This window comes from Actinoplanes derwentensis (genome assembly GCF_900104725.1).
In the GTDB taxonomy this organism is placed as follows: Bacteria; Actinomycetota; Actinomycetes; order Mycobacteriales; family Micromonosporaceae; genus Actinoplanes; species Actinoplanes derwentensis.
The window spans coordinates 5,116,226-5,134,498 of the sequence record NZ_LT629758.1 but is presented as its reverse complement, the minus strand read 5'-3'; the positions used below and the strand labels follow the sequence as shown (position 1 = coordinate 5,134,498).

General features: G+C 70.3%; 19 protein-coding genes. 11 read left to right on the top strand and 8 right to left on the bottom strand.

Annotation, left to right across the window (positions count from 1 at the left end; all coding sequences use genetic code 11):
- The first annotated feature begins 85 nt into the window (after window positions 1-85).
- Genes BLU81_RS22680 through BLU81_RS22665 form a run of 4 tightly spaced genes read left to right on the top strand, consistent with a single transcriptional unit; the run spans window position 86 to window position 7,298 of the window.
- Window positions 86-3,046, top strand: coding sequence for a crotonase/enoyl-CoA hydratase family protein (locus BLU81_RS22680; protein WP_092546507.1), 2,961 nt, complete (start codon window positions 86-88; stop codon window positions 3,044-3,046).
- Window positions 3,046-4,659, top strand: coding sequence for an acyl-CoA synthetase (locus tag BLU81_RS22675; protein ID WP_197686351.1), 1,614 nt, complete (start codon window positions 3,046-3,048; stop codon window positions 4,657-4,659). Before BLU81_RS22680 ends, BLU81_RS22675 begins: the two co-directional genes overlap by 1 nt.
- A 15-nt stretch (window positions 4,660-4,674) precedes the next feature.
- Complete coding sequence (locus tag BLU81_RS22670) at window positions 4,675-6,612, top strand: sensor histidine kinase (RefSeq protein WP_092546505.1); 1,938 nt, start codon at window positions 4,675-4,677, stop codon at window positions 6,610-6,612.
- Window positions 6,612-7,298 carry a response regulator gene (locus BLU81_RS22665; RefSeq protein WP_203794671.1) on the top strand — a complete coding sequence of 229 codons (687 nt, stop codon included), beginning with the start codon at window positions 6,612-6,614 and terminating at the stop codon, window positions 7,296-7,298. The genes BLU81_RS22670 and BLU81_RS22665 overlap by 1 nt, the downstream gene beginning before the upstream one ends.
- Here BLU81_RS22665 and BLU81_RS22660 read toward each other — a convergent pair.
- Window positions 7,240-7,617 carry a YccF domain-containing protein gene (locus BLU81_RS22660; protein WP_092546504.1) on the bottom strand — a complete coding sequence of 126 codons (378 nt, stop codon included), beginning with the start codon at window positions 7,615-7,617 and terminating at the stop codon, window positions 7,240-7,242. The two genes, BLU81_RS22665 and BLU81_RS22660, sit on opposite strands and share 59 nt — an antisense overlap.
- Before the next feature lie 168 nt (window positions 7,618-7,785).
- The gene (locus BLU81_RS22655) at window positions 7,786-8,361 is read right to left on the bottom strand and encodes a TetR/AcrR family transcriptional regulator (RefSeq protein WP_092546503.1); all 576 of its coding nucleotides are present in this window, start codon (window positions 8,359-8,361) and stop codon (window positions 7,786-7,788) included.
- Between the two features lie 131 nt (window positions 8,362-8,492).
- Between BLU81_RS22655 and BLU81_RS22650 the strand changes: the two genes are divergently transcribed.
- Window positions 8,493-8,900: a lysylphosphatidylglycerol synthase transmembrane domain-containing protein gene (locus BLU81_RS22650; RefSeq protein ID WP_092546502.1), complete on the top strand. Its 408-nt coding sequence runs from the start codon at window positions 8,493-8,495 to the stop codon at window positions 8,898-8,900.
- Here BLU81_RS22650 and BLU81_RS22645 read toward each other — a convergent pair.
- Entirely contained in the window at window positions 8,884-9,210 is a 327-nt protein-coding gene (locus BLU81_RS22645) for a hypothetical protein (protein ID WP_157751741.1), read from the bottom strand. The two genes, BLU81_RS22650 and BLU81_RS22645, sit on opposite strands and share 17 nt — an antisense overlap.
- 38 nt (window positions 9,211-9,248) lie before the next feature.
- Here BLU81_RS22645 and BLU81_RS22640 point away from each other — a divergent pair, with 38 nt between their 5' ends.
- Entirely contained in the window at window positions 9,249-9,737 is a 489-nt protein-coding gene (locus BLU81_RS22640) for a DinB family protein (protein WP_172890603.1), read from the top strand.
- 15 nt (window positions 9,738-9,752) lie between these two features.
- Here the strand turns inward: BLU81_RS22640 and BLU81_RS22635 are convergent, their stop codons facing one another.
- Together BLU81_RS22635 and BLU81_RS22630 are read right to left on the bottom strand one after the other, a co-directional pair.
- The gene (locus BLU81_RS22635) at window positions 9,753-10,115 is read right to left on the bottom strand and encodes a hypothetical protein (protein WP_157751740.1); all 363 of its coding nucleotides are present in this window, start codon (window positions 10,113-10,115) and stop codon (window positions 9,753-9,755) included.
- On the bottom strand, window positions 10,112-10,645 hold the full coding sequence (locus BLU81_RS22630; protein WP_092557487.1) for a DUF5565 family protein: 534 nt from the start codon (window positions 10,643-10,645) through the stop codon (window positions 10,112-10,114). The genes BLU81_RS22635 and BLU81_RS22630 overlap by 4 nt, the downstream gene beginning before the upstream one ends.
- A 72-nt stretch (window positions 10,646-10,717) precedes the next feature.
- Here BLU81_RS22630 and BLU81_RS22625 point away from each other — a divergent pair, with 72 nt between their 5' ends.
- From BLU81_RS22625 to BLU81_RS22615, 3 genes are all read left to right on the top strand, one after another.
- Window positions 10,718-11,272, top strand: a complete 555-nt coding sequence (locus BLU81_RS22625) for an HAD family acid phosphatase (protein WP_231954705.1) — start codon at window positions 10,718-10,720, stop codon at window positions 11,270-11,272.
- A 20-nt stretch (window positions 11,273-11,292) separates the two neighbouring features.
- Window positions 11,293-12,504, top strand: coding sequence for an MFS transporter (locus BLU81_RS22620; RefSeq protein ID WP_092546498.1), 1,212 nt, complete (start codon window positions 11,293-11,295; stop codon window positions 12,502-12,504).
- A 160-nt stretch (window positions 12,505-12,664) separates the two neighbouring features.
- Complete coding sequence (locus BLU81_RS22615) at window positions 12,665-13,129, top strand: GNAT family N-acetyltransferase (protein WP_092546497.1); 465 nt, start codon at window positions 12,665-12,667, stop codon at window positions 13,127-13,129.
- A 143-nt stretch (window positions 13,130-13,272) separates the two neighbouring features.
- Here BLU81_RS22615 and BLU81_RS22610 read toward each other — a convergent pair whose 3' ends face one another.
- The 3 genes from BLU81_RS22610 to BLU81_RS22600 form a co-directional block, all read right to left on the bottom strand.
- Window positions 13,273-14,358 carry a phosphotransferase gene (locus BLU81_RS22610; protein ID WP_092546496.1) on the bottom strand — a complete coding sequence of 362 codons (1,086 nt, stop codon included), beginning with the start codon at window positions 14,356-14,358 and terminating at the stop codon, window positions 13,273-13,275.
- A gap of 67 nt (window positions 14,359-14,425) precedes the next feature.
- Window positions 14,426-15,124 (bottom strand): hypothetical protein, encoded by a 699-nt coding sequence (locus BLU81_RS22605; protein ID WP_092546495.1) that lies wholly within the window; start codon window positions 15,122-15,124, stop codon window positions 14,426-14,428.
- Between the two features lie 207 nt (window positions 15,125-15,331).
- Window positions 15,332-15,925 carry a DUF4232 domain-containing protein gene (locus tag BLU81_RS22600; RefSeq protein WP_092546494.1) on the bottom strand — a complete coding sequence of 198 codons (594 nt, stop codon included), beginning with the start codon at window positions 15,923-15,925 and terminating at the stop codon, window positions 15,332-15,334.
- Window positions 15,926-16,032: 107 nt separating this feature from the next.
- Between BLU81_RS22600 and BLU81_RS22595 the strand changes: the two genes are divergently transcribed.
- Entirely contained in the window at window positions 16,033-16,725 is a 693-nt protein-coding gene (locus BLU81_RS22595) for a PepSY domain-containing protein (RefSeq protein ID WP_092546493.1), read from the top strand.
- Between the two features lie 549 nt (window positions 16,726-17,274).
- On the top strand, window positions 17,275-18,192 hold the full coding sequence (locus tag BLU81_RS22585; protein ID WP_092546492.1) for a phosphotransferase family protein: 918 nt from the start codon (window positions 17,275-17,277) through the stop codon (window positions 18,190-18,192).
- The last annotated feature ends 81 nt before the right edge of the window (window positions 18,193-18,273 follow it).

Genomic DNA, 18,273 nt, shown 5'->3' with positions numbered 1-18,273 from the left:
ACCGCTGCTTCTCAAGGTTCGTCATGCTCTTGCCGTGACCCAGGTCACTCATTTACCGTCAGGGCAGACTGTTAGGGGAACATCGATGCCCGGTTCTCGTCCCAGCAAGCTGCGCATCGCCGTGGCCGTGGCACGCGCTGCCGCCACCGCTGCCCTGAGCCGTCGTCGGCCGGAACCGGAAGCGCCGCCGGCCGCCGTCGAACCGCCGCGCCGTCTCGCTCATCCGTCCGCGGTGACGCTACCGGTGCCGGTCGCCGCCGATCGGGTTTTCGCGGTTCTGGTGAACCCCGCGCGGATGCCGGACTGGCTGCTCCAGCACGCCGGCTGGGTCGACGGGCCGCCCGCCACGTTCGCCGAGGGGGTGCGGTTCCGTCAGCGGATCCGGCTGATGGGCGTGCCGAGCGAGGTCCGCTGGACGGTCACCGGCGTGGTCGAGGGCCGGGCCGTCTTCTTCGAGGGCACCGCCCCGATGGGCATCACCGTCGGCTTCTACCTGTCCGTGACGCCGGCCGGGGAGAAGACGCCGGCCAACGGTGACGGCTCGATCCTGCGGTTCGACGGCGGAGTCGAGGGCGGCTCCGCGGACGGCCCACTCGGCCCGATGGTCGCCCGGAACCTGGCCGACGCGATGCGCAAATCCCTGACCGAACTCGGACAGGTCGCCGCCGACCACGAATCGGACCCCGAGTCACCACGTGACCGGGCCCGCGAGGGCAGGGGCTGGGGTGTCAAACCGGGACCGATCCGGATCGAGCGCACCGGCGAGGACGTCGACGCCTGGACACCGGTGATCGTCGGGGTGGGGCAGGTGTCCGAGCACTCCACCGAAGCCGCCGGAGGCGACCCGGTCTCCCTCGCGGTGCGGGCATTGCGGTCGGCCGCACAGGACGCCGGGTCGGCGGATCTGCTGTCCAAAGCGGACCTTGCCGGGTACGTGGCCAGCGTCTCGTGGCAGTACCAGGACGGGGCCGCACTGATCGCCGAAGCGGTCGGTGCACGCCCGGACCGCACCGTGCAGACCACGATCTTCGGCGGCGACGGCTCGTTGCGGCTGCTCAACGACGTGGCTGCCGAAATCGCCGCGGGCCGGGCCGGGATAGCCCTGGTCGGCGGGGCCGAAGCGGCGTCCACAGCGGCTGCCGCCGAGCGTGCGAAACAGCCATTGGACTGGCCGGTGCAGGACGACGGGGCCGAGCCCACTCGTACCATCGGCAAAAACGCGCAAGCCAACAACGACCCGGAGACCGCCGCCGGGCTGGTCGCGCCGATCTTCCTCTACGCCCTGATCGAGTCGGCCGTCCGCGGCCGTCTCGGCCAGGCCCCGCGCGAGCACCTGGACCGGATCACGAAGCTGTGGGCGGGCTTCTCGGCGATCGCCGAACGTAACCCGCACGCCTGGCAGCCCACCGCGCACACGTCGGCTCAGCTGGCCACGCCGACGGCCGCGAACCGGATGATCTCCACGCCCTACCCGAAGCTGCTGACCGCGAACCTGCAGGTCAATCAGGGTACCGGCATCATCGTGTGCAGTGCCGCCGCGGCGACCGAGGCCGGGATCACCCAGGACCGCTGGGTGTTCGTGCATGCCGGGGCGCACGCGACCGAGGAATGGTTCGTCACCGAGCGTGCCGACCTGGCGTCCTCGCCCGCGATCAAGGCCGTCGGCGACGCGGTTCTCGGGCACGCCGGAGTCACGATCGACGAGGTCCGGCACGTCGACCTGTACGCGTGCTTTCCGTCCGCCGTACAGATCGCGGCCCTGGAACTCGATCTGCCCCTCGATGATCCGGAACGTCTCACCGTCACAGGCGGACTGACCTTCGCCGGTGGGCCGGGCAACAACTATTCCAGTCACGCGATCGCCAACCTGGTGCCGTTGCTGCGTGCCGATCCGGGCTCGTTCGGGCTGGCCACGGCCCTCGGCTGGTACCTGACCAAGCACGCCGCGACGGTTCTGTCCGCCCGCCCACCGGTGCGCGAGTTCCGAGACATCGACGCGGACCCGCGGATGCCGAGGCCGCCCGCCCGTCGGTCACTGGCCTCCTACACCGGTCCCGCGGTGCTGGAGGCGTACACGGTTCCGTACGAGCGGTTCGGCGGCCCGGCCCCGGCGATCATCACCGCACTCACCCCGGCCGGCGACCGCGTCGTACTGAAGCTCCCCGAATTCTCGGAGATGTCGGAACTGCTGGCGGAGTCCGACCCGATCGGCTGGCAGCTCGACGTCACCGGCACCACCGTCACCGTCACCGGCACCACGCCCGTCGACCTTCCCCCGCCCGGCGAACCGCCGCTGATCGTCGCATGGCACGGCCCGGTCACCGTTCTCACACTGAACCGCCCGGCGGTCCGCAACGCCATCGACCTGACCACCGCCCGAGCCCTGGAGAAGGCGATCGACGCCTTCGAAGCCGACGACCAGGCCCGGGTCGCGGTGCTGACCGGCTCGGACACCGTGTTCAGCGCCGGGATGGACCTGAAAGCCGCAGCCCGTGGCGAATACCCGGTCACCGAGGGCCGCGGCCTGCTCGGCATCACCGCCCGGCCACCGGCCAAGCCGCTGATCGCGGCCGTCGAAGGCGCCGCCCTGGCCGGCGGGTGCGAACTCGCGCTCGCCGCCGATCTGATCGTCGCCGCGGAGGACGCCGTCTTCGGCATCCCCGAGGTGAGACGCGGCCTCGTCGCCGCGGCCGGCGGGGTGCTCCGGCTCGCGCAGAGCCTGCCCCGCAGCACCGCCCTGGAGATGGCCCTCACCGGCGAGCCGATGCCGGCCCGCCGGCTGCACGAACTGGGCCTGATCAACCGCGTCACGTCGCCGGGCAAAGCCCTCGCCACCGCGCTGGAACTAGCCGCCGGCATCGCCGCGAACGCGCCCCTCGCAGTCCTGCTCTCGAAACGCATCGTCGACGAACACCGCGACTGGGGCGCCGCGGAGGCCTTCGACCGTCTCTCCGACATCTCCGGCCGGGTGATCGGCTCCGCGGACGCCCAGGAGGGCATCCGCGCGTTCGCCGAACACCGGACCCCCCAATGGAAGGGCCGATAGTGAGCACCCTCGAACATCTGCACGCTGTGCTGCGGATGCATCAGATCGGCATCGTCAACCTGCTGCGGCCGGACCGCCTGCTCAAGGCGGCCGGCAACAACGCCAAGCTCGGCCCGCAGGCCGCCCTCACCGAGAAGGCCGCCACCGAACACCCGAACGCGCCGGCCCTCACCGACGAGCGTGGCACCTGGACGTACCGGCAGTTCTTCGAGCGGTCCAACGCCTTGGCCCACGCCCTGCGCAAAGTGGACCTGCCGCCGAAATCGGTGATCGGGGTGCTGGCCCGCGACCACCGCGGCCTCGCGCTCGCGATCACCGGCACCGCCCGCGCCGGGTTGCGCCTGGCCATGCTCAACACCGGCCTGGCCAAGTCACAGCTCGCCGAGGTGATCAAACGGGAGAACGTCCGGTTCCTGATGTACGACAGTGAGTTCGCCGACGTGGTGACCGAGATCCCGGACGACATCCCGCGCTACCTGAGCTGGGCGGACGACGACTACCAACGGCCCGCCGGACTGCTCACGGTCGAGGAGTTGACGGCCGCCGAGCCGATCACGGTGCCGCTGCCGGTCCCGGAGAAGCCAGGCGGGTTCATCATCCTCACCAGCGGAACCACCGGACTGCCCAAGGGCGCGCCCCGGACCAAGGTGTCGCCGCTGGCCAGTGCCCTGATCGCGGACCGGATCGACTTCCCCCGGCAGGGCACCGCGGTCTTCGCCTCGCCGCTGTTCCACAGCACCGGTTTCGGTGCCTGGACAGTCGGGCTGTCGCTGGCCAACCACGCGGTGCTGCTGCGCCGGTTCGGTGCCGAAAACATCCTCGCCGCGATCGCCGAGCACCGCGCGCACATGCTGGTCGCCGTCCCGACGATGCTCAACCGCATTCTCGCGCTCGGCCCGGACGTGATCGCGAAGTACGACACGTCGTCACTGAAGACGGTCTTCCTGGCCGGGTCGGCTCTCGCTCCCGAGCTGAGCACCCGCTTCCAGGACGTCTTCGGAGACGTCCTCTACAACGTGTACGGCTCGACCGAGGTGGCCGTCGCGTCCGTCGCCAAACCGGCTGAACTCCGTAAATCGCCCGGGACGGTAGGAAAGCCGCCGGTCACCGTGCACGTCGCGCTCTACGACTCCGAGGACCGCAAGATCACGGCTGTCGGGGAGAAGGGCCGGATCTTCGTCCGGACCGGCATCCCGTTCGAGGGCTACACCGACGGCCGGCACAAACAGGTCATCGACGGGCACATGGCCACCGGCGACCAGGGCCACTTCGACGCCGACGGGCTGCTCTACATCGACGGCCGCGACGACGACATGATCATCTCAGGTGGGGAGAACGTCTACCCGCAAGAGGTGGAGAACCTGCTCGCCGAACGCGCCGACGTGATGGACGCCGCCGTCATCGGGGTCGACGACGCCGACTTCGGCACCCGGCTGCGCGCCTTCATCGTCGCGTCCGAGGACTCGGCCCGCGACCCGCAGGAGATCCGCGAGTTCGTCCGGGCCGGACTGGCCCGCTACAAGGTCCCGCGCGATGTGATCTTCGTCGACGAACTGCCCCGCAACGCCACCGGCAAGCTCCTGCGCCGGGAACTCCCCACCGGCCCGGTGTAGATAGAGTCTGGGCCCATGGCCAGATGGATGCTTCCCGTGCTGCTCGTCGCGGGCCAGCTCCTGTACTGGCCGGGGATGCTGCTGATCCGCGGCGACCCGGTTCCGGCCCTGGCCGGGACCGGGGTCGTCGTGGCCACCCTGATCATCGGAGCCGGTCTCGGCTGGCGCCGGGAGCGCCCGGCACCGGCCCTCGCCGTGGTGGTGACCGGCGGTGTGCTCGGCATGCTGACCGCGCCCGCCGCACAGCAGTGGATCGTCGACCACGACGCGCTGCTGATCATCGGGGCCGGTGACCTGATCGCTCTGTTCAGCGTCGCGGTCCGCGCATCGGCCCGGACCGCCGGGTGGGCACTGGCCGGGACGGTCGCCTGGCAGTCGATCCTCACCGGCTACCAGGACGGCATCGACGCCGAACTGCCGGTCTCGATTCTGCTGACGGTCGTGATCTACGGGGCGGTCACCGCGCTCGGCCGCCGCCGGGGCCGATGGAACACCGCCCGCGCCGACGCCGCCCGCCGGCTCGTCGCCGCCCGGCGTACCGAACGGGACGCCGCCGACTCCGAGCGCCGCCGCCTTGCCCGCGAACTGCACGACGTCACCGCCCACCACCTGACATCCATCGTGGTCAACTCGTCGGCCGCCGAGATGCTCGGTGAGCAGCGGCCCGACCTCAAGTCCGAGGCACTCGACTTCGCCGCCCGGACCGGCCGGGAGACCCTGGACGCCCTGCACCGTCTGGTCGCCATCATGCCGGCCGCCAGCACCCCCGCCGACCAGCCGGAACTCGCCGACCTGGCGGAAGGGTTCCGGGCCCTCGGGCAGCGGATCACCGTCGACCTGCCGGACGGCGAACCGGCGCCGGAGGTCACCGCGGTCGTGTACGGCATCGCCCGGGAAGCCCTCACCAACACGCTGCGGTACGCGCCCGGCGGCGAGGTGCTGGTCCGCTGGTCCGGTGGGGTGCTGGTGATCGAGGACGACGGTGGGGGAGTGCCCACGACAGCGGCCGGGCTCGGCGGTGGGCGTGGCATCACCGGGATGCGGGAGCGAGCCGAATCGGTCGGCGGGACCTGCGAGGCCGGGCCCCGCGACGGTGGCGGCTGGCGGGTGCGCGCTGTACTCGCCGGGGACGGCGGGGCCGTTCGTTCCGCGTACCCATGGCTGCGGGGTCCGGCGGTGATGGACGCCTTCCTGGTCGTGATCGTCATCCTGGTGCAACTGCTCGGCCTCGTCTTCGCCGTCGGCGAGGGCCTGACCGCCGCGATCACCGTGCCGGTGGTGATCGCCCAGGTCGCGCACGCCGTGCCGTTGCTGCTGCGCCGCCAGTCGCCGTGGGGTGTGTTCGCGGTGACCGTGCTGACCGGTCTGCTCTTCCCGCTGCTGGTGTTCGCCGGGGCGGTGCCGTCCGGGCTGGGCTACGTGTTCGTGTTCGGGTGCGCCGCCGAGGTGGCGGCCGTCTACACGGTCGCCGCCCGGGGCGCCGGTCCCACGCTGACCTGGCTGACCATCCCGGCCGCGGGGATACCGTGGGGCCTGAGCATGTCGCTGCTGCTCGCCGCCGGGGTGGCGACCGATCCCGAGGTCGCCGACGGCGGCCCGCTGCTGCTGCACGGCACGATCGTGATGCTGACACCGGTGCTGGCGATCGTCCTGGGCGTGCCGGCGGCGATCTGCTGGGCGCTGGGACACTCCGCCCGTCGGCGCCGGGACCGGCGGCACGCGCAGGAGGAGGGCGGCGTGGCGGCAGCCCTGGAACAGGCCGCGCTGCACGCGATGATCGAACGCCACCGGATCGCCGCCGGACTCCACGAAGCCGTCCTGCACCACGCCGCCGACGTGCCCGGCGCGGCCGAACGCGGCGACATCAGCGGAGTCCTCGCCGCGGCCCGCAAAGCCCTGACCGCCATGCGATCACTTCTGGACAAGGAGGTGTCGAAATCAGCATCCGAGTGATGGTCGTCGACGACCAGGTGATGGTGCGGGCCGGACTGGCCGCCATCGTCGGCTCGCAGCCCGGTATCGAGGTGGTCGGCGAGGCCGGCGACGGGGCGGCCGCCGTCACCCTCGCCGAACAGCTGAAACCCGACGTGATCCTGATGGACGTGCGGATGCCCGGCGTCGACGGGCTGACCGCCACCGCCCGGCTCACCGCCATGCCCGACCCGCCGCGGGTGCTCGTGCTCACCACGTTCCACCAGGACGCCTACGTCTTCCAGGCGCTGCGGGCCGGGGCCTCCGGGTTCCTGCTCAAGGACGCGCCACCGATGGACCTGGTGACCGCGGTCCGGACCATCGCGGCCGGCGAGGCGATGCTCGGGCCGGCCGTGACCCGCCGGCTCATCGACGCCTTCGCCACCGGGACCGTCTCGTCGTTCACTGACGACGCACGCCTCGCCGCCCTCACACCGCGTGAGCGGGATGTGCTCACCGCCATCGCCCAGGGCCTGTCCAACGCCGAGATCGGCACGGCACTGGGCATCGGCGTCGGGACGGTGAAAGCTCACGTCAACGCCCTGCTCGGCAAGATCGGGGCGCGCGACCGGGTGCAGGCGACGATCGTCGCTTACGACACCGGGCTGGTCAGGGCAGGTCTTGGATCTCCCGGCCCAGCGGCCAGAACGCCACCGGGACGAGCTTGAAGTTCGCGATCCCGAACGGGATGCCGATGATCGTCACGCACTGGGCGACACCCGCGACGATGTGGGTCAGCGCCAGCCACCAGCCGAACAGCACCACCCACAGGATGTTCGCCACCCCCGAACCGAGACCGACACCCGGCTTGGGCACCACGGTCCGGCCGAACGGCCACAACGAGTAGAGGGCCAGCCGCGCCGACGCCACCCCGAACGGGATGGTGACGACCAGCAGGAAACAGATCAGGGCGGCGAAACCGTAGCCGATGGCCAGGACGAAGCCGCTGCCGAAGATGAACCAGAGAACATTGAGGATCAAGCGCACACCCCCAGGATGCCATTCCGGTACGACAGCGCAGAGTCACGTGCCTACCGCGCGAGGCGGGTGGCACACCGGGCCGACCCGCGACCGCCGGGCCGAATGCGGTGCGCACTGCTTTTCCGTCACGGTCTCCATCACGGGTTCCCGTCGCGGTCTCGATCACGTTCTCCGTCACGGGAACAGCAGCGACTCGATCATGTCGCACAGCGGTACCAGCAGGTCCGCCTCGCCGGCCGACGCCAGCGGCTCCATGTCGGTCTTGGCGCGCATCAGGGCGATCCCCGCGGCCGCCGCGATCATGACCTGAGCCCGCAGCAGCCCGGCGTCACCGGTGTGCCCCGCCGCGGCGGCGAGTCGCTGGCTGTAGGAGCGCAGCAGATCGAGCCGGATCCGGTCGGCGCCCTCGTCACCGGACGTGCGGAGCAGCAGCACCAGATTGTGCGGCACTCCTCTGGTGCACGGGCCGACGACCTGCCGGGCGATCGCCTCGGCCGTCCGGATCGGCGGATCGATCTCGGTGGACCGGTTCAGCTCGTCGACACTGTAGGTCAGGCAGGCTTCGAACAGGCCTTCCTTGGACCGGAAGTATCGGCTGATCAGGGCCACGTTGACGCCCGCGTCGTCGGCGATGTGCCGCACGGTGGTGGCCGCGTAACCGTGGTGGGTGAATCGATGAACCGCCGCGTCCAGGAGGAGCTGCCGGGTCGCCGCGGCATCCCGGCGTCGCGGCGTCTGGGTAGTGGTCACCGGCGTCCTCCCGCTTTGTTGTGCCACCTTAACCGCCGTGTTCCTGTGACGTAAACAGTTGTTGACCGGTTGTGCCGTACGCCGGTACGGTTTTTAAGTCAACGGGTGTTTACTAAGGTTCGGTGTGTGCCATGACGACTCTCGCCCTCCCGCCGGGCTCCACGCGCAACCGCCGGGCCGCCCGCCTGACCCCCGGCCACGGCGCCGCAGCCACCGCGTACGCCCTGCTCAATTGGCTCCTTGACGCGGCCTGCCTGTGGCTGTGCTGCCTGGCGATCGGCGGCGGCACCATCAGCGCCGCCCAGCTGCTGCTGGCCTACTGCGCCGGCATGGCTGCCGGAACCATCACCATCGTCCCCGGCGGCCTCGGCATCGTCGACGGAGCCCTGATCCTGGGCCTGCTGGCCGGCGGCATGACCACCGAACCGGCCATCGCCGCCGTCGTCCTCTACCGCCTGATCACCCTCGGCTTCATCATCGGCGTGGGCTGGCTCTCCTACCTGGCCATCCGCCGCCCCCGGGTCAGAGATCTTCCCTGACCTGGACACCCTGGGCGACGACCATCATCGGTACGGCCCCGGTGGCCGTCTCGGCGTCCCAGGTGAACAGGGTGTACTCGTCCTCGGGGGCGACCTCCCGGGCGAACTCGCGTTCGCCCGCGGTCGGCGGGCGGAAGACCGGATGGTGAAACAGATCGGTGCAGGCGACCCAGGCGACATCGGTGAAGGTGACCTCGACGGCGTGGTGGTAGGTCAGGTCGTTGTCGGCGATCAGGAGCAGCCCGGCGGCATCCCACCGGCGCACTTCCCAGTCCCACCACCGGCCGGTCAAGCGTTCCAGCTCGTCCATGCGGTGATCCTCCCGCACGCCGCGTAGTGTGTGACCCCATGGCCTTGAGTGTCGACGACGTGATCGGGAAGCCGCTGCGCGAGCAGTGGGAGGTGTTCCTCGACGACCACCGGGCCGCCCTCGGCGACTGCCTGGACGGGCTGACCGAGGAGCAGGCCCGCCGTCGTCTCGTCCCGTCCAAGACGACCCTGCTCGGCCTGGTCAAACACGTCACCTTCGTGGAGAAGGTGTGGTTCGACGAGGCGATCACCGGCCGCTCCCGGTCCGAGATCGGCATCCCGGCGGCTCCCGACGAGTCGTTCGACCTGACCGCCGACGACACCGTCGACAGTGTCCGGACCGCCTACCTGGACGCGTGCGCGGCATCCCGAGCGGCCACCGCCGGCATCGCCCTGGACGACGTGATCACCGGCAACCGGCGCGGCCCGCTACCGCTGCACTGGGTCTACCTGCACGTCCTGCGCGAGATGGCCCAACACTGCGGCCACGCCGAAATCCTCCGCGAACAGGTCCTCGCTCAACCCTGATCAGGGTTTCAGGCATCAGGACGCTGGGCCGGTCATGGCGATCAGTAGGCCGGTGACGAAGCCGACAACGGTGACGGCGTAGCCGGCGGCCAGCAGCGGGACGCGGAACGGGCGGCCCAGGACGGTGCCGGCCATGCCGAGGATCGCGGCCAGGATGGCGGCTCCGGTGGGGATCCAGAGGGCCAGGTCCTGGCCGGTGCCGGTGCAGATCAGACCGGTGTCCTCGGAGGCGCAGAGGGTGCTGCTCAGCGCGAACCCGACCGACGACAAACCGGTGAGGCCGGCGAGCAGGAGCAGGCCGGCGAGTGCCACGACCGAGCCGGCGATCTGGCCGGGGGTGCCGTAACGGCCCACGGCGGTGGAGGTTTGAGGGGTCACGCGAAGTCACGGTACTTGATTTTGGCCCGGCGGCCGTCGGCGTGATGCCAGACGATGCCTTCGAAACGGGGGTGGGCCAGTAGCCAGGTACGGAGTCCGTCCAGATCGCGGGGGACGTCGAGACGGTCGGCGTCGGCGTGACGGACGAGCTGATGACCCCGTACGCCCTCGGGATTGCCGTTGATCTTCTCCCCGATCAGCTCGTAGGTGCCGGGCTGGAACCGGCCGCCGATCGCCTCGGCGTGGTATCGGGCGTACGACGACTGGGTGATCGGTTCCCAGCCGACCGTTTTGCCGGTGTTGTCGTCGGTCATCACCGGCCGGTAGCCGGGCGGCCTGGTCCGGCCGGGACGCACCTCCCGCCGGGCCCACCACGCGCCGTCGTCGTCGAGGAGCACGCAGGTGCCGTCGTACTTGCGGGTGGCTACCCCCTCACCGTCGAGAACCCACTGGCAGACCGGATTGGCTTCGGGCAGCACCCGCTTGCGGTCGTCGGGGTCGCGCTGGAAGAGCGTCGGTATCTTCTGCATGAACGACATCTTCGCAGCGCGACAAAACGGATTTCAGTATCCGTTCATCTATCTTCATCGATAATGTGGCGCATGCGAAGACTCCTGGTGGCCACCATCGCCGCTACCGCCGTCACCGTCGTGACCGCCACCCCGGCCAGCGCCGCGGCCCTGCCGTCCCGTGCGACCTGGCTCGCCGACGTGACAGCAGTCACCGATCAGGCCGCCGATTACCTCGACGACCGCCTGCCCGCGAGCGGGATCCGCGCCGCGATCGTGCTCGACATCGACAACACCGCGCTGCAGAGCCGGTACAAGCCGTACGACGCCACCCCCGGAGTTCTCGCCCTGGCCCGCCAGGCCCGTGCCGACGGTGCCGCGGTGTTCTTCGTGACCGCCCGCCCGGAGATCATCGAAGCGGCCACCGAGATCAACCTGCGGGTCGTCGGCTACCAGTGGACCGACCTCTACACCCGGCCCACTTTCAACTTCGACGACAACCAGACCCTCAAGACGAAGGCCCGCACCGACATCGAGAGCCGCGGCTACACGATCGTCGCCAACGTCGGCAACAGCGCCACCGACCTGGGCGGCGGTCACGCCGAGCGCACGTTCAAGCTGCCGGACTACGACGGGCAGCTCGACTGAGTGTCCGATAGCGTTCACGGGTGACCGCGACCGCTGACCAGACCCTCCGCCAGTTGGGCCCCACCATCTATCTGCCGGCCGCGGTCTGGTCCACCGGTCTCGGCGCGGTCGCCCCGGTGATCGTCCTCACCGCCACCAGCCTGGGCGCTTCCCCCGCGACGGCCGCCGTCGTCGCGGGGATGCTGGGCCTCGGCCAGATCAGCGGCTCCCTCCCGGCAGGCGTCCTGATCTCCCGGATCGGCGAACGGCGCACCATGATGGCGGCCTCCGCCCTGGCCGTTCCCGCCCTGGTTGCGTGCATGCTGGCACCGAACGTGCTGCTCCTCGGCGTGGCCGTCGCCCTCCTCGGGGTGTGCGGGGCGGCGTGGATGCTGGCCCGCCTCGCCTACATGACCGAAGCGGTCCGCCCCGAACTCCGCGCCCGCGCCATGTCCACCCTCGGCGGCGTCGGCCGGATCGGCACCTTCAGCGGCCCGTTCCTCGGCGCCGGTGCGATGCACCTGGCCGGTCTCGACGGCGCCTACCTGGTCGCGATCGCCGGAGTCAGCCTGGCCACCCTGATCCTGATCATGCTGCCGTCGGTGCCGCACGACCGGGCGATCCCGGCCGGCACCGAACGCCCCGGCCTGTGGACGGTGATCCGCGCCCATCAGCGCACCCTGCGCACCCTGGGCGTGGCGGTGCTGCTGGTCGGCGCGCTGCGGGCCTCCCGCCAGACGATCCTCCCGCTGTGGGGTGCGTCGCTGGGCCTGGACCCGGCCACGATCGGACTGATCTACGGCCTCTCCGGCGGCATCGACATGCTGCTGTTCTACCCGGCCGGCAAGTTGATGGACGTCTACGGCCGGCGTGCGGCAGCCGTACCAGCGCTGATCCTTCTCGGTCTTGCCCATCTCCTGCTGCCGCTGGCCGGGGGAGCGGTGGGCCTGACCGCAGCCGCCCTGCTGATGGGCGTCGGCAACGGCCTGAGCGCCGGCCTGGTGATGACTCTCGGTGCCGACGCGTCGCCCACGGCTGGGCGCGCCGAATTCCTGGGCGCCTGGCGACTGTGCTCCGACGTCGGCGTCGGCGGCGGCCCGCTCCTGATCGGCGCGGTCACGGCGGTGTTCTCGCTGACCGCGGCGGCACTCACGGTAGGCGGCGCGGGACTACTCGCTGCGACGTTACTGCAAAGATGGATTCCTGGTACGAGTGACGCGGCCACCCGTGGCCACCCCGCAAGCCAGGCGTGACTCCGGGCCGACTCGCGACCGCCGGGCCGAATGCGGTGCTCCCCGCCAAACCCGGTTGCGTGTCTCGCCCGGCCTGGCGCTCGTCTCGTCGTGCGCCGACTCCGGCGCGGCGATCATTTCGCGTTGCATTCGCCCTCCATCTTGACCGATCATTTTCGGCATGAGTGCCACGATCCGCCGAGCCGGCCCCGACGACGCCCTTCCGGTGGCGGACCTGCTGATCCGGTCCCGTTCCCGGGCAGCCGCCGACGGCACGATCCCACCGGCCGTGCACTCGGACGCCGACGTGCGCGCCTGGGTCGCCGCGGTCGTCATCCCCACCCGCGAGGTCTGGATCGCCGAGGACACCGACGGCAGCCCGCTGGCGGTGCTGGTACTGGAGGACGCCTGGATCGACCAGCTCTACGTCGATCCGGCCACCACCGGCCAGGGCCTGGGCTCACGCCTCGTCGAGCTGGCGAAATCCCGCCGCCCCGCCGGCCTCCAACTGTGGACGTTCGTCGCCAACACCGGTGCCCAGCGCTTCTACCACCGGCACGGCTTCACCGTCGCCGAGACCACCGACGGTTCCCGCAACGAGGAGAAGTCCCCGGACATCCGCTTAACCTGGATCCCCGCGGAGTGACCTCAGCCGCGTCCTGGGCCTGGTCGCGAACGGTCTTCAGCGGGAGGCCCACCAGGTCGACATGACGTCGACGCCCGGCTGTGCCAGGAGCGACGGTGGGAACATCTCGCCCGCCCGGTACGGCTCGAACCGGCTCATCACTTTCAGTCCTCTTTTGTCTCGTCTGGCCCGTCGAAAGTCAGGGTCAGCGTGCTGTGATAGCCGGCGCCTCCAGGGAAGGACCGGCGTTCCACCGGCTCGGCCCCGTATGGCCAGAATCGGACAGCCCGGTACGGCCAGCCGTCCTGCCCGGGCGCCGCCCATTCGAGCGCGACCACGTCCCCCGCCGCGAAACTGACGTAACCGGGCATCGCGGCGGCACCGAAGAACGCCCAGCACCCACCGGGAGTCTCGTCGGCGTCGATCACGCCCCAGCCTTCGTCCGGATGCCAGAACCGGACGACACCTCGTACCGCCGCCGGGGTCCAGAAATCGGCCGGCAGGGCCTCGGTCTCATCGGCGGACTGTTCGAGGTTCCCGGCCACCGGCAGTAGCGCCGTCCCGGCGGGCGCACCGGCCGCGGCCATCCGGCGGATCACCGCGGCCTGCTTCCGGGCCCGCTGCACCACCACGGCGCCGAAAGCGGACCGGTCGCCGTGATAGCCGTAGGAGTCCAGGAACAGATGCAGCCGCCGGGAACGGTCCGCGGAATCCGGGAAGCCCAGGTGCCGGGCGGCGCCCGAGGCATACAGCGGCACCCAGGACAGGGCCGCGAAGGCCAGATCGAACTCCCTGGTCGACGGGCCCGCGGTGTCCCAGTCGAAGAATCCGGCCAGCCGGTCCCCGTCCATCACCGCGTTGTACGGCGCGGCGTCCTGATGACCGATCACCATCCCCGGCCCCATCGACGCCCCGGCGAACCAGGTCTCGTCCGGAGGCGGCCGGAAGTCCGCCGTCAGATCGTGCAGACGCCGCAGCCACTGTGCCACCTGCACCAGGGTCTGATCCGCGAACGCCCACCCCGGCCAGGGAACCCGCTCACCGATGACCTCGCCGGGCAGATAGGTCAGCATCTCGCGGCCCTGCTCGTCGAACCCGAGAGCCCGCGGGGCACCGTCGAACCCGGCGTCCTCCAGATGCCGCAGCAACGCGTGCACCGTCGAGGTCCACGGCGATGCCCGCTTGTGCACGACACCGTCGATCCGCACCGCTCCGACGGTGTTGCCGCCGGGAAGCTCCTCTTCGCTCACCGGTTTTTCATACCGGACCGCCGGGCCACCCCGAAACCGAATTCATCCCATCCCCTCGCCGGCCCGGTCAGGCCTCGGTGAGAAGCAGCCCGTCGGCGATCAGGCCCACGTCGGGGATCCGGTCGTCCGGTACGTAGGGGACCACCGTCAGCGTCCGCGACTCACCCACCCGGATCTGCTGACCCGGCGTCAGGACGTGCCCTTCGGCGAGCAGACCCGCCAGCTGGTTCAGAATCGTCGCCGCCTCGCCGATCTGCTCCCCGGCGATTCCGGTGATCAGATCCGGCCGGCCGAACTTGGCCATCCCCCGAGTGTGCACCGGATGCCCGAACCCCGGCACCACATCGGACTCGGCGACCACACTGATCTCCCGCATCACCGTGAACGGCCGATGCGGGTCCAGCCCGGCGACCACCGCCGCCGGGTACCAGTCGTGGGCGTACGCGTCGAGCACCGCGACCGCCCCGGCCCGGCACACCTCGGCCGCGACCGCCCACGCCAGCTGCAGATGGGTCAGGTCGTCCGGGTCGGTCACCGTCAACTGGATCGTGTAACAGCTGGTCGCCGCGTCCAGCGCCGCCGGATCGGGCAGTTCCCGCTCGGCGAGGTTACGCAGCGGACCGGTCCGCCACCCATCGATCCACTCCGGCGTGTCCGCGTAGTGATGCAGCCGCACGTCGAGCGCGTCCACCGGAGCCGTCGCGGGCACCGCTCCCGCCAGGTCGAGGCCGGTCATCACCTCCCCGCCGGTGAAGACGACAAGCATGACCGCCGCCTCTCGGCCGGTGGGCCGGTGCGCGGGACGAGACCAGGGTTCGACTCGAGAATTCACCCGGCCATCCTGCCACCGAGCGTCCTGCCGCACCGCCCGGCCGCCCGCCGGACCCGTCCCGCTTGTCCTCGTCCCGCTTGTCCCGTCCGGCTTCATCCCCCGCCCGGGCCGGCTTCATCCCCAGTCCCGCCCGGGTTCTCCTCAGCCTCGTCCGGTTTTCTCCGCTGACTTCGCATCCGCGACCCACGGGCTCACCGCGACCTTGCCGGTGCTGCCGACGTCGACGACCTCCGCCAGCACGTGCCGGGGCTGCCCTTCCGCCGCCGCTATGCTGACGAACGCGCCGGTCTCCACCTTGTCGGTGGTCAGATTGCGCCACAGCAGCAGCGCCCGCGCCGACTCACCCGGCCGCACGGTGATCCGCTTCGGCGAAACGATCCACTGTTCGACCTGGTGAACCTTTTCAACACCATGCAGCGTTTGTACGTCCAACTCCGCCCGATCCTCACCGAGCACATCGAGAACCGGATAACCGTCGACGGTGAACGACTTCTTCCCGCAGTTGTACAGCTCGATCCCCGTCGCTCGGAGCCCCATCGCGCCCTCGGTCTCACTAAGGGCGATCCGGGCGCCCTGCACACATCGCGGCACCGCGGGCCGGACGACCGTCACCGACGCCGAGACCCCCGGAACCGGCGGCGCGGACCGGCGCCCCGTCCCCGGTTCGTCGGCCAACGGCGGCCGGGCACACGCGGTGAGCAGCAGAACCAGCGACAACACCAGGTAGCGCAGCATCGACCCTCCTTATCCGGGCCTTAACGTTCGCACAGCGTGGCCATAGTGATCTTCCCGCGAAAGTGGTTCCTGTCAGAACGAGCCACACGCTTCGCAGGGAGACAGACATGAAGGTCAACAGGACTACCGGAGCGGTGATGCTGGCGGTCGGCGCACTCACGGTGCTCGGTTTCGCCGGCACGGCACTCGCCGACGACTCCGACGACACCCGCTCCCGCGCCACCGCGACCGCCAGCCCGTCCATCGACGACTCGTCCACCCGAGGCGCGTCCGACGACACCTCCGACGACTCGTCGAGCCCGTCCCCGGACGACTCGAACAGCCCTTCGCCGGACTCCTCGTCGAGCACTTTCCCGGACGACTCGGCGACCGTTTCCCCGAGTTCGTCCCCCAGTTCGTCGCCCAGCTCGGCTGGCGCCATCAAGATCACCGCTGGTCAGGCGAAGACGATCGCTCTCCGGGCAGCCGGCGGCGGCCGCATCGAGTCGATCGAACGCGAATACGAACACGGCCGCCTGGTCTGGGACATCGACGTGATCACCAAGGGCATCGAACACGACATCGACGTCGACGCCACCACCGGCGCGGTGACCCGCCACCGAACCGACAACGACCGCGGCGACGACAACAGCACCCACAGCAGCGACGACAGTTCCCACGGCAGCAAGAGCGGCACCGACGACAGTTCCCACGGCAGCAAGAGCGGCAGCGACGACCGTGACGACGATCGCGGCCACGGCAGCGACGACCGTGACGACGACAAACACGACGACGACCGGGGTCGCGGCAGCGACGACTGACCGTCCCCGCGAACCGGTCGAACCTCGACCGATCGAACCGTCACCAGGCCGGCACCGGATCTCCGGTGCCGGCCGAACACACGTGCCCCGCAGCTGAGCCGCCAGACCATCGATGACCGTCGCGCCGGGGTTCGCGGAGCGACTTCCTCGGGCCGCGCCGGTCCGTGGTGGACTCTTTCGCCGGATGATCGTCTCGGGCCGGCACGAACTGGCCCCCGAACTCGCCCCGAACCAGACCTCGCTTCGTCGTCGTCCTCGCGCCCCGGCCCGGACGTTCTCGCTGAGCGTGAGAAGGCGCGTGCCTAGAAGGGATACGGCGACTGGAGCGTGGCGTCGCTGGATCACGTGCTTCGTTACGACACTCTCCGGCGGGGTCTGCGGCTCGACACCTCGGACCAGACGCCGGAGAAGACCATCGTGTAGATCCTGGCGAGGATGTCCGAAGCCCGGCTACCTGACTGAGCTGTGAAATACCGAGAGGTACAGATCGGCCGCCGGGTTGTTCGTGTCGCGCCGTGACCATGGCGGTGGGGTTGATGGAATCGGTGTATGTGGAGTTCGGAGATTCAGGGGATCGCGGCGGCTCTGGGTGGGGAAGTGGTGTCGGCGACTGTGCTGGCGGGTGGGTTCTCGCATGAGACCTGTCTTGTCGATCTCGGGGAGCGGCAGGTCGTCGTGCGGTTCGGGGGCGGGGACTCGGTGATCGAGGCGGGCGTGATGGCGGCGGCCCGACAGCATGTGCCGGTTCCGGAGGTTCTGCTGGTCAGGGCAGGGGTCATGGTCATCGAGTACGTGAACGGCACGGTTCTGAGTCAGGTGCTCGACGACGGTCGGCTCGCCGAGGGCGAGGCCCGGGCGCTCGGGGCTGAAGTGGGGCGGGTCGTTGCCGGGATCGCCGCCGTGACGTTCGGGCGGCCGGGGTTCTTCGTCGACGGGAATCTTGCCGTCGACGAGCAGGTTCCCTGGTCCCGGCAGTTGGTGCCGATGGTTGAGAACTGCATGGGCCAGGTTCCCGGTGGGCGGCTCGATGACGGGATTCGGGACGCCTGGGTGCGGCTGTGTGCGGAGAACGCCGCGGTTCTGGAGAGTGTCGACGGGCACGCGCGGCTCGTGCACGCTGATATCAACCCGAAGAACATCCTGGTCACGCGAGTGGGTGGCGGCTGGCGGGTGGATGCGGTGCTCGACTGGGAGTTCAGCTATTCCGGCTGTGCTTACGGTGACGCGGGGAACATGGCGCGGTTCGGTGCCGGCTACCCGGACGGCTTTCTGGCCGGGTTCGGTGCCGGGTTCGCCGACGGGCAGCCGGGGGATCTGCCGCTGGTCGCGGACTGGAAGCGGGTGGGGCGGGTGCTGGACATGTTCGCGCTCAGCGACCTGGTGACCCGGCCGGACGGGCACGCGGTCGCGGATCAGGCGGCCGAACAGATTCGGCTCTGGGCGCGACGGGGACTGCCCGGCGGCTAGAGACGCTGCGTGCTCGCGGTGCGAGAACCGATCTGCGTGGTGAGTCCGGGTTCGATTCGCACCCCAGGTCACCACGCAGAT

Excerpts from the sequence above, each read along its gene's own strand:
- BLU81_RS22650 (WP_092546502.1), top strand. The coding sequence starts at position 8,493 with ATGACGACTCTCGCCCTCCCGCCGGGCTCCACGCGCAACCGCCGGGCC.
- BLU81_RS22640 (WP_172890603.1), top strand. The coding sequence starts at position 9,249 with ATGGCCTTGAGTGTCGACGACGTGATCGGGAAGCCGCTGCGCGAGCAG.
- BLU81_RS22680 (WP_092546507.1), top strand. The coding sequence starts at position 86 with ATGCCCGGTTCTCGTCCCAGCAAGCTGCGCATCGCCGTGGCCGTGGCA.
- BLU81_RS22595 (WP_092546493.1), top strand. The coding sequence starts at position 16,033 with ATGAAGGTCAACAGGACTACCGGAGCGGTGATGCTGGCGGTCGGCGCA.
- BLU81_RS22670 (WP_092546505.1), top strand. The coding sequence starts at position 4,675 with ATGGCCAGATGGATGCTTCCCGTGCTGCTCGTCGCGGGCCAGCTCCTG.
- BLU81_RS22615 (WP_092546497.1), top strand. The coding sequence starts at position 12,665 with ATGAGTGCCACGATCCGCCGAGCCGGCCCCGACGACGCCCTTCCGGTG.
- BLU81_RS22585 (WP_092546492.1), top strand. The coding sequence starts at position 17,275 with ATGTGGAGTTCGGAGATTCAGGGGATCGCGGCGGCTCTGGGTGGGGAA.
- BLU81_RS22645 (WP_157751741.1), bottom strand. The coding sequence starts at position 9,210 with ATGGACGAGCTGGAACGCTTGACCGGCCGGTGGTGGGACTGGGAAGTG.
- BLU81_RS22605 (WP_092546495.1), bottom strand. The coding sequence starts at position 15,124 with ATGCTTGTCGTCTTCACCGGCGGGGAGGTGATGACCGGCCTCGACCTG.
- BLU81_RS22630 (WP_092557487.1), bottom strand. The coding sequence starts at position 10,645 with ATGCAGAAGATACCGACGCTCTTCCAGCGCGACCCCGACGACCGCAAG.
- BLU81_RS22665 (WP_203794671.1), top strand. The coding sequence starts at position 6,612 with ATGGTCGTCGACGACCAGGTGATGGTGCGGGCCGGACTGGCCGCCATC.
- BLU81_RS22600 (WP_092546494.1), bottom strand. The coding sequence starts at position 15,925 with ATGCTGCGCTACCTGGTGTTGTCGCTGGTTCTGCTGCTCACCGCGTGT.
- BLU81_RS22625 (WP_231954705.1), top strand. The coding sequence starts at position 10,718 with ATGCGAAGACTCCTGGTGGCCACCATCGCCGCTACCGCCGTCACCGTC.